Below are 14974 nucleotides of genomic sequence, written 5' to 3' on the forward strand. Positions count from 1 at the left end.
GCGCTCGCCCTTTCTATTGTTCAAGCTTGAAATACCTTTATTTTAGCCAAAAATGTGATACCATAAACATTTGTATTATCTAAAATTTTTACACTTCTCAAAAAACCTACAAATCGGGCAAAAAGTCTCCGCGCGTGCGAAGCTATCCCGAACGCGGGTGCGGGCCAGTTGCGGTAGGGAATCGCCCTTGAGTTGAGCCAATTTAACTATAGCAGGCAACCTACCTCAAATTTTTTAGGGAAAACTCACCTCTGATTCGGTGAATTCAAATCAGTTTAAAAAATCTAATTCATCGCATAAAAAAACGATACTGCAAGGAAAAATATCTTAATTTATTGCTTACAACAAAGGGGGTAAAAAATCTCATTTAGGAGAGACAAATAGAGAATTACTTAAAACTCTAGAAAAGGCGATAGCCTAAATTTAAACAAAATTTAATAGAGGCAATCCCAACAGGATATTCGCTCGCCAAAACAAGGAAACCATAGATCGAGTTTGCGGTAATAATAAAAAGGTGACAATTGCAACCGAAGGCGACCAAAAAAAATGTCAAAATTAGTCAGGGCGCTCCTCCCAATCCCGCAAGGGAACCGGGTTTCTTGTTTCCACTTTCGGAGCTTCCCTGACTTAATTACGTTAAAAAACAGGGTTTATGTGTAAGTTTTGTTATCATACTTCTCAAGAATTGACAATTTATGACGTAGCCAGTTAAGCCTTTTTTCAGTAAATATACGGGAGATAAGATGGTCGATTGACCTCCAAATCTCGAAAAAATACGGAAATGCAGCGTGAGTAGCTGCTAAGTGCTAGCAGAAGGAGGAGAATATGTTCTTTGCCTTTTTGAGTTACCAGGCTCAACTTGCAGAGCGCTATTGAGATGCCATCAACCTCGATAACAAACCGCAAAATAACTAAAGAAAAAACATTATGTTTCATGAATACCTGTATCACGAAGTCAGCAACCTGCGCGAGAAACTAGCTCACCTAGAAAGACAAACGCAGTCTCAAACCTGGTTCAAAAAGCTGCAAGCGCTGATGGGAGTTATTAGCAAAATTCGTGAATCCCTAGACTTAGAAACAATATTCAAAATCACAGCCACCGAAGTTCGGCAACTCCTAAATGCCGATCGAGTCGCCGTCTACCGCTTCTTTCCCGAATCCGAATGGAATGAAGGCGAAGTAGTGTCCGAAGACGTACTGCCCCAATACAGCCCATCTTTGGGAACCAGAGTCCGCGACTACTGTTTCGGCGAACAATTTGCCGCCAACTATGCCAAAGGATACGTTCAAGCAGTCACGGACATTTACAAAGCCCGGTTGAGTCCTTGTCACCTAAAAATCCTCAAGCGATTTCAAATCCGAGCCAACTTAGTCGTACCCCTACTGCAAGGGCAACATTTGTGGGGATTGCTGTGCATTCACTCCTGCGGCAATCCCCGCGATTGGCAAGAAGACGAAATCGAATTTGCCAGACAAGTAGGCGACCATTTAGCAGTTGCCATCCACCAAGCCGAACTGCACTTGCAAACCCAGAGGCAAATAGCACAAATCGAAGCGGCACAGCAGAAACTCCGCGACAGCGAGGAAAAATATCACCAAATTCTCGATTCGATCGGCGATATGGTATTAGTCAAAGGCCCCAAATCCAAAATAGTTTGGGCAAATCAAGCATTCCGCGACTATTACGGCATGACTGAAGAGGAACTTCAAGGCATAGTAGACGCACCTTTCGCCGATACCGACAATACTCTCCAGTACATCAAAGATGACGCCTTCGTCTTTGAAACCGGACAGACTCTGCAAATTTCCGAAGAACCGGTGACGCGCTACGACGGAGAAGTGCGGCTGTTCAGCACCGTCAAAACACCGATCCGCAACGCAGACGGCCAAATCGTCATGACTGTCGGCGTCTCCCGCGACATGACGGAACGCAAAAAAACAGAAGAAGCCGTCAAAGCCAGCGAAACCAAATACCGCAGCCTGGTAGAAACATCCCAAGACATGATTTGGTCGGTCGATGCTTCAGGGCGCTACACCTTCGTCAACCCAGCAGTTAAGTACATCTACGGTTACGAACCAGAAGAAATGATCGGTCGGCCGTTCTCCGACTTTGTGACACCAGAACAAAGCCAGAAAGATTTAGAAGTTTTCGCCCGCCTGGTGGCCGGAGAATCAGTTTTCCAGTACGAAAGCACCCACATCGCCAAAGACGGCAGCATGAAACATTTGATGTTTAACGCCATCGCCGTCTACGACGAAACCGGAAACTGCCTTGGCACCACGGGTACAGCCACCGACATTACCGATCGCAAGCGAGCAGAAGCAGCCTTACAACACGCCAACGCAGAACTAGAGCGCAGAGTAGAAGCACGCACGGCAGAACTGCGCCAGACTTTTGCCGCCCTCACAGCTAGCGAAACCAAGTTTCGGACGATCGCAGCCACCATGCCCGGAGCTTTGTTCCAATTTTGCAACCGTGACGGAATTTGGCGCATTGACTACATGAGCGATCGCATCGAAGAGCTCAGCGGCGTCACAGCAGCAGAAATGATGCGAGACATGAATACATTCATTTCCCGCGTCCACCCCGAAGACTTGGAAAGCTACATCGCCTCCGTCTGCGAAGCCGTAGAAAATCTTTCCCTCTGGCACTACGAAGGACGGTTAGTCAAGCCCGACGGTGAGATTCGCTGGTGGCAGGGCGACTCCATGCCCACCCGCAGCGAGAACGGCGAAATCGTATTTTGCGGCGTATTGTTCGACATTACCGATCGCAAAGTTGCCGAAACCGCCATCCGCAACAGCCAGCGGCAGCTCAAAGAAGCCCAGAGACTCGCCCACGTCGGCAATTGGGAACTCGACGCATCCACCGAAACCCTCACTTGGTCGGAAGAACTATTTCGCATCTTCGGGCTCGAACCGGCCCCCATCGCGCCCAACATAGCCGAACAGGTAGCTCTGATTCATCCAGAAGATTTGGAATTGTGGCAAACTCAAGTGCAGCAGGGACTCGCAACAGGCATCCCTTTTGAGTTTGACTTTCGCCTTTACCGTCCCGACGGCATCTTGCGACACGTGAACGCCGTGGGCAGAGCCGAAACCGATGTGAACGGCAAGGTACTAAAACTGTTCGGTACGGTGATCGATATTACCGATCGCAAAGCCGCCGAAGCAGCACTGCGGCAAGCAGCAGTCGAGTTAGAAGACAGAGTGAGCGATCGCACGGCCGAACTTTCCCAAGCAGTCACGCAATTAGAACAAGAAATTGGCGATCGCAAACAGGCAGAAGCAGCGCTGCAAGTTTCCGAGCAAAACCTGCGAACCATATTTAACAATGTCTACGATGCTATCTTCATTCACGATTTAGAAGGAAACATTCTCGATGTCAATAATCGAATGTTAGAAATGTACGGAGTTACCCCCGAACAAGCAACAAAATTATCAACTAAAAATGACTATTCAAGTGGCGACAATCCCATTGAACAAATGGGAGAACTTTGGGAAAGAGTATTAGCCGGCGAAACAGGTCGCGTGGAATGGAAAGCGAGGCGTCCCAACGACGGTTCAACTTTTGATGCAGAAATTGCCCTGTCCCGAATTCATCTCAACGGCAATCTCAGGGTCATTGCCAACGTCCGAGATATTAGCGATCGCAAACAGGCAGAAGCAGAACTGCAACAGGCTCAACAGTTTATGGAATCAGTGCTCAACACCATACCCGTAGGAGTATTTGCCAAAGAAGCAGAAGACTTGCGATTTGTACTGTGGAACCCAGCGGCCCAAGAGTTGCTCGGTTTCAGTGCAGCAGAAGTTAGGGGCAAAAATGATTACGACTTTTTCCCCAGAGAACAAGCCGAATTTTTCACCGCCAAAGACCGGGAAGCGCTCGCCAGCCGGCAAATTGTAGACATTCCCGAAGAACTGATTCAAACAAGAGAAGGCGATACTCGCATATTTCATACCAAGAAAACCGCAATACTCGATGCTGATGGCAAACCGCAATATCTATTAGCTGTCACCGAAGACATTACCGATCGCAAGCAGGGAGAAATTGCCTTGAGGCGATCGGAAGCCCGACTCAGGCAGCAGGCAGATCGAGAAAAATTGCTCAACAACCTCACTACTCAAATCCGCAATTCCCTCGATTTCGACAGCATTATTGCTGTCGCCGTCCAAGAAATTCGCGCTTTCATGCAGATCGATCGTTGCCACTTTGCCTGGTATCGCTGCGACGGAGAGGAACCTTACTGGGAAGTTATTCAAGAATCTCGCACAAGAGAACTTCCCGATTTAATAGGTCGCTATAAAGCTTCTGACTTCGGCCCTTTAGGAGAATCGGTATTGCGTCTAGAAACGCTGCAAGTCGATGATGTCGAAGCAATCGCAGACCCTGTTTGGAGAAAGTCTCTCCGTTCTATGGGCTACCAATCTATATTGGCAATTCCGATGCAGGCACTTTCGGGAGTCGTGAGTGTTGTTACCTGCACCCACTCCGCTTCTGTGCGGCCTTGGAGCGACAGCGAAGTAGAATTGTTGCAAGCGATTACAGTTCAATTGGCGATCGCTCTCAACCAAGCCGATCTTTACGCCCAAACTCGCAATAAAGCTCTCGAATTAGAACAAACCTTGCAGAAATTAACTAGCACTCAATCGCAGTTAATTCAAAATGAAAAAATGTCAAGTCTCGGTCAACTTGTGGCAGGAGTAGCCCACGAAATCAACAACCCAGTTAACTTTATTTACGGCAATCTCAGCCACGCTAACGACTATGCTCAAGACTTGCTACACCTGATCGAACTTTACCAAAATCACTATCCCGATCCAGTCCCGGAAATTCAAGAAGAAGTAGACACTATTGAACTCGACTTTCTGATGGAAGACTTACCAAAGTTGCTTTCTTCAATGAAAGTTGGTGCAGACAGAATTCAACAAATTGTTGCTTCTCTCCGCACATTTTCCCGCATGGACGAAGCGGAAATGAAAGCAGTCAACATCCACGACGGCATAGATAGCACCCTGATGATTTTGCAGCACCGGCTCAAAGCTAAACACAATCATCCAGAAATTGAGGTGATTAAAGAATACGGTCAACTGCCCTTAGTAGAATGTTATGCCGGACAGTTAAATCAAGTATTTATGAACATCTTGAGCAATGCTTTGGATGCTTTGGAAGAACGGGATCTGCGCCGTTCTGCTGAGGAAATGCGGCAAAAGCCCAGCAACATCCGCATCCGCACTGAAATATCGCCAGCGGGCAAGGTAATCATTCGGATTGCTGACAACGGGCCGGGAATACCGGAGACTGTCGGCACTCGGCTTTTTGACCCGTTTTTTACCACTAAACCTGTGGGTAAAGGCACTGGGATGGGCTTGTCAATTAGCTATCAAATTGTTACAGACAGACACAACGGGTCGCTGAAATGCACTTCTTCGCCGGGACAGGGTACAGAATTGGCGATCGAGATTCCCCTCAAAGCTAATTGTTAATGGGGAATTGGTAAGTTGTAATATCAAATCCGTTAGCATCGGAATGGTAAATTCGAGTTCACGGTTGACGGTTGACGGTTGACTGTTCACGGCGTCAACAGTCAACAGTCAACAGTCAACATCATTCCGGTGTAACCGGAAATGATATAATTGGCAATTGGCAATTGCGAAAGCGTTACTGTGCGTCAGTTTTGTAATTGTCAACCATATCAAATCCGGTAGCATCGTCCTGATAAAATCCAGTCAATAGTCAACAATTACCGACAATGCAACCGGAATTGAGCTAATTCATCTGCGTTAATCTGTGTTTATCTGCCATCATCTGCGGTTTTAAAAAGAGAATTTCTCGGGCCGGTGCATCAGTTGTGAGATTGTGAGTTTGTAGCCAAAATGTCTTCACGGGGTGACGCATCATTTACCAATCCGTGCCTCACTCAGTCCATAATTGCTCTATTACCGAGATTTATCAGGATTTCTGTCACGGCAGAACTGTCCAAAGGTTTAGAAAACCAATATCCCTGAGCTAATTCGCAGTCTAGTTCTCGAAGCTGCGCTAACTGTTCGCCTGTCTCTACACCTTCGGCGATCGCATTCAATCCCAAATTGTGAGCCAAAGTTACGATCGCCCGCACAATCTGCAAAGGCTGACCCCCGTCGTCACCATTTTCGACAGCGCCCAAGCGGCTTACAAAAGATCGATCGATCTTCAGTGTATCCAGCGGAAAACGGTGCAAGTAACTCAAAGACGAATAGCCAGTACCGAAATCGTCGATCGACAATCGAATATTTCTAGCTTTTAATTGGGATAGCACAATATTGGCTTTCTTCACATTTTCCACAATCGCGCTTTCAGTAATCTCCAATTTTAAACAGCTTGGATCGCAGCCAGTTTCTGCTAAAATTTGATCCATTTCATCGATCAAATTCGGGAAACCTAACTGTTTAGGAGAAAGATTGACGCTCATTGTTAATTGCGAAGGATCAATAATGGGTAATTTAAAATTCGGAATTGGTACCTGGGAAGTTGTACTGAACGTACTTGTACTGAGCGAAGCCGAAGTAGCCGAAGTATTGGGAATCGGGAATTGGGAACTCGTACTGAGCGTAGCCGAAGTATTGGTAATAGATGAGTGGAAATCGGTAATCGGGAATGGGTAACTGGGAATTGGTAATTTTTTACCGATTCTTTCTTCCCTGTGACCAATACTGGGGCTAACCTCAGTAAAAATTCCGTGTTCCTCATTCCCTGTATCTGTTACATCAGTTAAATCCCCTACATTGCCTATTGCCCTGTTCCCTGTTGTTACCCGGAGCGAAGTCGAAGCGCCTTCTTCCTTTTTGTTACCCTGAGCGACTTGCCCTGAGTGAAGCCCAAGGGAGTCGAAGGGTCTTGTTCCGACTTCCATTGGACTTCTTCCCTGTTCCTCGGTTAACATTTCTTGCCAAATCCGCAATTGCTGACAAGCTTCCCGCAACACCCAGGCTCCCAGAGGCACGATCAAACCTGTTTCTTCAGCTACAGGGATAAAAGTAGATGGCGGAACTAAACCCCGAACTGGGTGGTGCCAGCGCACCAAGGCCTCAAAACCTTCTAGCGCACCGCTGGCGATCGAAACAATTGGTTGGTAGTGCACAATAAAGTGCGAACATTGATTCTTGCTCTCTCCTAATTCCTCCTTGCCCAAAATAGCCAACCGCAGGTCAGTTTCTAACTGCAACAGCGACATAGTTTGGTCGTGCATCGCCAAATTAAACACTTCGTGGCGGGCCTTACCCAAAGCTTTAGCGCGGTACATAGCGATGTCAGCATCGCGTAGGAATTCTTCCGGGTGAGTGTACGAATTTGATGGGTCACTGGCGGTGGCTTCGCCTCGACTGAAAACAATGCCAATGCTAGCGGTGGTAAATACTTCGTGCCCTTCGAGATGAAACGGCTTCGTCAGTTCTTTTTGTATCTTTTTAGCTGCGAGGGTGGCGTCGCTTAGGCTCTGAATGTGGTCTAGCAGGATGGTGAATTCGTCTCCCCCCAGCCGGGCGACGGTATCAGAAACTCGGACGCAGGTTTGCAGTCGCTGGGCGAGGGCGATTAGCAGTTTGTCTCCTAAAACGTGTCCTAAAGAATCATTAACTACTTTGAAGCGGTCTAAATCTAGGAAAAGTAAACCAAATTTGTAATCGGGGGACTGATTGGATCGGCGGATGGCTTGTCCTAGCCGGTCGATGAACAAAACGCGGTTGGGCAAACCCGTCAGCGCATCGTGAAAAGCGCCGTGCAGCAGTTGCCGTTCTACTCGCTTGCGCTCGGTGACATCTCGGATAATAATCTGGCCGGCCGTCGAGCCTTGATAAGTGGCGGGGATGCCGGCCATTTCAACGTCTATTATTTGTCCGTCGAGCCGCATCAGTTTTTGTTCGGCAAGGTCGAGCGGCTGATTTTCTGTCTCGACTAGCCGAATGCGCTCTGTGGCTATTTCCACATAGTTTGGATGGACGAAATGCAATATTGGAAAGCCGATGAGCGCTTCGGGAGAACTCGCACCGAGGAGTTTCGCGCCGGCAGCATTGATGTAGGCGATTTTCCCTTGACTGTGAACGGCGATCGCTTCGGGAGATAGTTCTACTAAACGGCGATAGCGTTCTTCACTTTCTTTGAGAGATACTATCAACTCGCATCGCTCTTTTTCAGCTTGCTGGCGTTCGACTTCCATTTGGTGAACCGCCAGAATTTTGCCAATACTTTGAGCCATCAATTCTATAATTTCTATTTCCTCGTACTTGAACTTTCTTTTCTTTATTTCTGGAGAACTAAAACTCAACGTGCCGTAAGTTTTATTGTTAACAAATATCGGCGTTCCGATGTAAGATTCCGCGTGGCAGTTCTGATAAGCAGGATGTTCGCGCATCTCAATATCTGCTCCTATATGAGAATACGCAACTGTTTTGTTAAGTTTAATGACTGCGGCGCAGTAAGTATCGCTGAGGTTCAATTCTAAGCCTTGCACGAAGTATTCTAACTCTGTTTTAGCTGCTCGGACAATAAAAGTCTCGTTGTCAACTTCAGCCATGATGCCCCTCGAAAGTCCAAACATCAAACAGCCTGCTGTTAGATAATCGTCAACCAGTTCTTCAAAGTTTTGATAATGATAAGTTGTAATCCGGTGCAAGTGTTTGAGATTAGCGCTAAAAGCTGCTAAAGCTTGAGAATTTAAAAATAATTCTTCTTCCGAACGCTGGCGATCAGTAATGTCTGTTTGTACTCCAATAAAGTGGGTTAAGTGTCGCCGCGAGTTGTAAACCGGAGCGATCGACAGTTCGTGCCAAAAAGGCGTGCCGTCTTTCCGAAAGTTGCGTAATATAACTTGAGATTCTCTGCCTTCTTCAATCGCAATTCGCAATTGTTTGGCAGCGGGGCTGTCAGTGTCTGTGCCCTGCAAAAATCGGCAATTTTTGCCGATTAACTCGTCTCTGCGATAACCAGTAATCCGCTCAAAACTGGGATTGACATAAATAATCGGATTATCTGCAACGGTTGCGTCGGTGATTGCAATGCCGTTGCTGCAACTTTCGATCGCCCGTTCCATCATTTGTAAGCGCTCTTGCGATATAATTCGCTCGATCGCCGCAGCTAACACGTTGGCGATCGCTTCTACAAAATAAACGTCATCTTGACTGAAAACCCGCCTTTGGCTGGTATGAACCCCCAAAATCCCCCAGGCCTGCGAGGAGGAACTGTTCGTTGGTTCTGCTTGTCCCCAGTTGCTCCCCACTCCTCGATTGCCCGGAATAATTACAGTAACGCCGCTGACAGCCCGGTGGTTATGCAGCAGTGGCAACTCGCTAAAGCGGGTTTCCACCCGCAAATCTTCGACGATTGTCGGTTCGCCCACTAGCAATGTGTAACCTGCTTGCGATCGGGCAGAAGCAGCAACAGTAGCGCTGCCGACAAGGCCCTGCTGCCAGCCAACCCCCGCTCGCAGCATAAAAGCATGACCAGAGGGCAACAGTTCTAATAACTGGCAATAATCAACGTCCAAGGTTTGAGCAATTAAAACCGCAGCTTTGTCCATCAGTGCAGACAAATCTGTTTCGGCCAGGGCCTGCTGCCCCAAGTAAGCGACGGCCGCTTGCTGGCGCGCCCGCGAGTGGATTGACGTGAGCAATTCCTGCTCCTTGGCGGCGGCTCGCTTGCGATCCGTAATGTCGCTGAACACCGACAGAACAGCTTTCCCCGACACCAATGTCAGATACCGCATCGATACACTTGCCCAAAACAGCGTGCCGTCAGCTTTTTTAAGCCGGACTTCTCTCTCGCAGACGTGTTCGTTGCGGGCGAGCCGCACCATCAGTTCCTGGCGGTCTGCGGGGTTGTGGTAGAGCATTTCGGCTTTTTGGCGGTCGATCGACTTGAATCCTGTGAACCCGAAAGCCTGACGGCATAAATCGTTACTATAAAGAATTGTGCCGTCCGCCAGACTGCTGACGATCAAGGGTATCGGCATCGAGTTAGCTATCGTCAGCAGTAATTCTTTGGTTCCTTGCAGCTCTTTGTAAAAGTCTGGCTTGGAGGCCCAGCCGTGACAGTTTTCAGAGTTTTCAGGGATAAAACTTTCCATTGTTTAATCGATCCATTAGCAGGACAACTTTTTTAAACTTGTGGTAAATGACGATTTCCGATGCAGAGCATTGGTAACAACTGAAGACTTAATTTCATTTGTCAATCAGTAAGATTACTCAAAAAAACTGCTTTTCTAGGAGTAGAAAATTCGCGATTTGGGAGTGGGTGAGCCTAAATATGGCACTCGGCATGATTCCTCGATCGCGCCAATCTGAGTTTTGTACCCACAATCCGAGTAAATTCTGAGCATAATTGCTCATTGACAAATGCTTCCCTAGCTTTAGTTGTTAGGGATGGATGCAGAGGACGATCGATCGTAGCCCACAACACATTAATCTTAACCACAACAATGCAACTGAAGACCTGTACACTGCTGGGCTGGAGTCTGATCTCGTGCACTCCGAGTGGAGAACACATCTATCTTTGGTATGACAATCTACTGTTTTTAAAGTTGCGTTAAGTTTTTATAAGAGCGAGGTACTTTACCCAATGTGCAGCGGAAGCTCCTAATCTAAAAAGTAAAGTCACCGGCTTGCCAACCACTGAATACTATCCGAGGAGAGAGGAGAAATGCTTGAATCTTACCGCCGTACCGCTGCCGAACGGGCCGCTTTGGGAATTCCACCGCTGCCGCTAGACGCTCAGCAAACGTCGGAACTGTGTGAACTGCTGAAAAATCCGCCGGCACAAGAAGAAGAAACCTTAATAGAATTATTGCGCGATCGCGTCCCCCCAGGCGTAGACAGCGCCGCCTACGTCAAAGCTGGTTTTTTAACTGGCATTGCTAAAGGTGAAATCCACAGCCCCCTAATTGCTCCCAAATGGGCAGTTTACCTGCTGGGGACAATGATGGGCGGTTACAACGTCCAATCTTTAATCGATTTGCTCAATCCTACTGCCGAAATCGCCATTCCCGCCACCGCCGCCCGGGCACTGAGCAAAACGTTGTTAGTATTCGACGCTTTCCACGACGTTATAGCTTTGTCTGATACCAATCCCTACGCCAAGCAGGTAGTCGATTCTTGGGCGGATGCCGAGTGGTTTACAGGCCGTCCTGTATTGCCAGAAGCGATTACCGTTACAGTCTTCAAAGTTCCTGGAGAAACCAATACTGACGACTTGTCGCCTGCACCTCATGCTACCACGCGACCGGACATTCCCCTACACGCTTTGGCGATGCTCGAAAGTAAGATGCCAGGAGCTTTGCAAACCATTGCTGACTTGAAGCAAAAAGGTCATCCCGTAGCCTATGTTGGTGATGTTGTCGGTACCGGTTCGTCACGGAAATCGGCGATTAATTCCGTGCTCTGGCATATTGGCAATGATATTCCGTTTGTGCCGAACAAACGCAATGGCGGTTATATTTTAGGAAGTGCGATCGCCCCGATCTTCTTCAATACCGCTGAAGATTCCGGCGCATTGCCGATCGAATGTGATGTCTCCAAAATGGAAACAGGAATGGTAATTACCATCCATCCATACAAAGGCGAAATCACCAACGAAGCCGGAGAAATTATCTCCACATTCACCCTCAAACCCGACACAATTCTAGACGAAGTTCGCGCAGGTGGCCGAATTCCGCTATTAATTGGACGAACTTTAACCGACAAAACCCGCGCAGCTTTAGGACTAGAACCTAGCACTATTTTTACCCGTCCTACAATCCCAGTAGATACGGGCAAAGGCTTCACTTTAGCACAAAAAATGGTAGGCAAAGCTTGCGGTTTGTCCGGCGTTCGTCCCGGTACATCTTGCGAACCAGTCATGACAACAGTCGGCTCGCAAGATACCACCGGGCCGATGACTCGGGACGAATTAAAAGAACTTGCTTGTTTGGGATTTAGCGCCGATTTGGTTATTCAAAGTTTCTGCCACACCGCCGCTTATCCAAAACCAGTTGATGTCAAAACTCACCATGAATTGCCCGATTTCATGGCAGAGCGCGCCGGCATAGCTTTGCGCCCCGGAGACGGCATTATTCACTCTTGGCTGAATCGAATGTTATTGCCAGATACAGTGGGAACTGGCGGCGATTCTCACACTCGTTTTCCTTTGGGAATTTCCTTTCCTGCGGGTTCGGGATTGGTGGCATTTGCTGCGGCCTTGGGCGTCATGCCTTTGGATATGCCGGAATCGGTTTTAGTGCGGTTCAAAGGTGAATTGCAGCCGGGAGTAACGCTGCGGGATGTTGTGAATGCAATTCCCTATGTAGCAATTCAAAAAGGTTTGCTGACAGTCTCGAAACAGAATAAGAAAAACATCTTTTCTGGGCGGATTATGGAGATTGAAGGTTTGCCCGATTTGAAGGTTGAGCAGGCTTTTGAATTGACCGATGCGACGGCCGAGCGTTCTTGCGCCGGATGCACGATTAAATTGAGCGTGGAGACTGTTTCCGAGTACATTCGCTCCAATGTCGCGCTGCTGAAAAACATGGTGGCGCGGGGCTATCAAGATGCGCGGACGATGATGCGCCGGGTGGCGAAGATGGAGGAATGGCTGGCAAATCCGGTGCTGATGGAGGCGGATGCTGATGCGGAATACGTTGAAATCATCGAAATCGATTTGAACGAGATTACAGAACCCATTGTGGCTGCTCCCAATGACCCGGATAATGTTAAGTTGTTGAGTGAGGTTGCGGGCGATCGGGTTGACGAAGTATTTGTCGGTTCCTGCATGACAAATATCGGTCACTACCGCGCCACTGCGAAGGTGTTGGAAGGTGCAGGGGAAGTGAAAACTCGCCTGTGGATTTGTCCGCCAACTCGCATGGACGAACAGCAACTCAAAGAAGAAGGTTATTACAGCATTTTTGGAGCGGCTGGAGCGCGTACAGAAATGCCCGGTTGCAGTCTTTGTATGGGAAATCAAGCGCGGGTTAAAGATGCGACAACGGTTTTTTCCACTTCTACTCGTAACTTCAACAACCGCATGGGCAAAGATGCACAAGTTTATCTGGGTTCGGCGGAATTGGCGGCCGTTTGTTCGCTGTTAGGTCGCATTCCTACAGTCCAAGAATACAATGACATTGTGTCGAAGAGAATCGATCCTTTTGCGGGTGATTTGTATCGGTATTTGAATTTCGATCAAATTGCTGGTTTTGAGGATGAAGGCAGAGTGATTGCTTTGGAAGATATGCCTCGAATTGAGGATATTTTGGGAATTCCCGATGGTGTGTTGAGCAAGTAGTTTTATCGAAACTCAGCGAACTGCTTATCTTGAAACGCAAATGAACGCAGGTGTACGCAGATGAATTTTATCTGCGTTCATCTGTGTTAATCCGCTGACATCTGCGGTTACAACAAATCCCAGAATCTCCATGAATCATCCCCCGTTTTTTGTTTAAAATATAAGTAGAGGCGAGTTCGATCGCCAATCTCTAATTCCCATCCAGGATATCGACCTGCCAATTCCTATAAATCCGATTGAGGAGAAAAAAAGTATGTCTGAACGAGCTTTTATCACTGAAAACCCAGAGACACCAACTTCAGCGCCAGAAATTCGCATTGGTAATGAAATGGTAGAGTTTCTCAGTGTAATTCAGCAAACTCCGAGAGAATATTGGCCTAATTTGCTTAAAATGATGAGGTTATTTCTGGAAACTGTGACAGTTAAGCCAGGATTGTCGGAACCCGCCGAGACACCTGAAAATGTAGATTTTACTAAACTGTCGAAGGAGAGTATCAGAAGAAATCAAGCTATGACCAGACTAATGCGAGCGGGGCTAAAGGAAGGAAATGAGGATAACGAAAAACCAGAAATTATCGATCCTTTACAGCAGCACGAAGCTTTGAGCAAGCTGTTACAGTCTTGGGTAGATGATGGAGATGAAGAGGAACAAACAGAAACCGCTGAAGTGCTTCGCAAGGCACTAGAAGAAAACCAGGTGCATATATAGTCCATGAGCAGAATAGTGTTGTTAGATTCTGGGCCTTTAGGAATTGTTACAAATCCAAAAGCCGCCTCTTCTTTATATCAAGATGGTAAACTCTGGCTGCAATCTTTGCCACTAAAAGGTTACATTGTAATACTCCCTGAAATTGCTGACTATGAGGTGAGGCGCGAATTAATTCGTGCAGGTAAGGCGGCCGGCATTAGACGACTTGATGAACTTAAATCGCAACTTCCCTACCGTCCTTTGACTACAGAAGTAATGCTTTTGGCCGCTCAGTTGTGGGCGGATTCGAGAAGGAGAGGAAGACCAACAGCAGAAGCCAATGCACTTGACGGGGATGTGATTTTGGCTGCTCAAGCAATATTGGAGGCAAGTGAAGGCAATGAGGTGATAATTGCTACAACAAATGTGGGGCATTTGTCGCAATTTGTGGATGCTCGTGAATGGCGGCTAATTGAGTAATGTTGAAATCGATCGCACTTACGGAGTTACGCACTTAGCCAATCCCTGCTATACTTTGAACTACAGATATTTTTACAGACACCGTTGGCGAGATAAACAGGATGGTGGAAACAGTGGACACAATCGAAAAAATTGACGATCGCACACAAACCCGGTACTGGGGTCAAGTTACAGTCATAGACGCGGGCGATCGTTATAAGATCAATCGCATTGAAGTCAAGCCGGGGCATCACATCAGCACCCAAATGCACTATCACCGCAGCGAGCACTGGGTTGTCGTCTCCGGTACCGCTAAAGTTATCTGCGACGACAAAGAGACGATTCTCATGCAGAAACAGTCAACCTACGTTCCCATGAATACTGCTCACCGCGTAGAAAATCCAGGCGTTATTCCCCTGGTGATGATTGAAATCCAAAATGGTGAATACCTCGGCGATGATGACATTATCCGCTTCGCCCAAGATAGTCACGAGGAAGATTGATCCTAGATCAAAATATGAAGCAATCGCAGACGCCAA

General features: G+C 47.5%; 7 protein-coding genes. 5 read left to right on the forward strand and 2 right to left on the reverse strand.

Annotated elements, in window-relative coordinates; all coding sequences use genetic code 11:
- The first annotated feature begins 927 nt into the window (after positions 1 to 927).
- Entirely contained in the window at positions 928 to 5487 is a 4560-nt protein-coding gene (locus NDI35_RS07625) for a PAS domain S-box protein (protein ID WP_445312195.1), read from the forward strand.
- A gap of 434 nt (positions 5488 to 5921) precedes the next feature.
- Here the strand turns inward: NDI35_RS07625 and NDI35_RS07630 are convergent, their stop codons facing one another.
- Both NDI35_RS07630 and NDI35_RS07635 read right to left on the reverse strand, forming a co-directional pair.
- Positions 5922 to 10100, reverse strand: a complete 4179-nt coding sequence (locus NDI35_RS07630; protein ID WP_445312196.1) for an EAL domain-containing protein — start codon at positions 10098 to 10100, stop codon at positions 5922 to 5924.
- Positions 10101 to 10273: 173 nt separating this feature from the next.
- Entirely contained in the window at positions 10274 to 10447 is a 174-nt protein-coding gene (locus NDI35_RS07635; protein ID WP_445312197.1) for a hypothetical protein, read from the reverse strand.
- A gap of 225 nt (positions 10448 to 10672) precedes the next feature.
- Here NDI35_RS07635 and acnB point away from each other — a divergent pair, with 225 nt between their 5' ends.
- The 4 genes from acnB (at position 10673) to NDI35_RS07655 (ending at position 14938) form a co-directional block, all read left to right on the forward strand.
- A complete protein-coding gene (gene acnB / locus NDI35_RS07640) occupies positions 10673 to 13288 on the forward strand; it encodes a bifunctional aconitate hydratase 2/2-methylisocitrate dehydratase (RefSeq protein ID WP_445312198.1) in 2616 nt (871 codons plus the stop codon).
- A 253-nt stretch (positions 13289 to 13541) separates the two neighbouring features.
- Entirely contained in the window at positions 13542 to 13997 is a 456-nt protein-coding gene (locus NDI35_RS07645) for a hypothetical protein (RefSeq protein ID WP_445312199.1), read from the forward strand.
- Between the two features lie 3 nt (positions 13998 to 14000).
- On the forward strand, positions 14001 to 14456 hold the full coding sequence (locus tag NDI35_RS07650) for a PIN domain-containing protein (RefSeq protein ID WP_445312200.1): 456 nt from the start codon (positions 14001 to 14003) through the stop codon (positions 14454 to 14456).
- 101 nt (positions 14457 to 14557) lie between these two features.
- On the forward strand, positions 14558 to 14938 hold the full coding sequence (locus NDI35_RS07655; protein ID WP_333165736.1) for a cupin domain-containing protein: 381 nt from the start codon (positions 14558 to 14560) through the stop codon (positions 14936 to 14938).
- The last annotated feature ends 36 nt before the right edge of the window (positions 14939 to 14974 follow it).

Source organism: Microcoleus vaginatus FACHB-2002 (genome assembly GCF_040004035.1).
GTDB lineage: Bacteria > Cyanobacteriota > Cyanobacteriia > Cyanobacteriales > Microcoleaceae > Microcoleus > Microcoleus vaginatus_C.